A 268-nucleotide genomic window follows, 5' to 3' on the forward strand; every position below is an offset into this window, starting at 1 on the left:
ACCTTGAGGTCCTTGGTCGCCCTGAGGTCCTTGAGTACCTTGAGGTCCTTGGTCGCCCTGAGGTCCTTGAGTACCTTGAGGTCCTTGGTCGCCCTGAGGTCCTTGAGTACCTTGAGGTCCTTGGTCACCCTGAGGTCCTTGAGTACCTTGAGGTCCTTGGTCACCCTGAGGTCCTTGGGTACCTTGAGGTCCTTGGTCGCCCTGAGGTCCTTGAGTACCTTGAGGTCCTTGGTCGCCCTGAGGTCCTTGAGTACCTTGAGGTCCTTGG

General features: G+C 57.8%; 1 protein-coding gene. It reads right to left on the reverse strand.

Annotated features, from left to right (window positions below; translation table 11 throughout):
• The coding region (locus tag HP552_RS14560) for a hypothetical protein (protein ID WP_217506435.1) at positions 1–268 on the reverse strand (268 nt) is incomplete at both ends.

Source organism: Paenibacillus xylanilyticus (genome assembly GCF_013359935.1).
Lineage (GTDB): Bacteria > Bacillota > Bacilli > Paenibacillales > Paenibacillaceae > Paenibacillus > Paenibacillus xylanilyticus.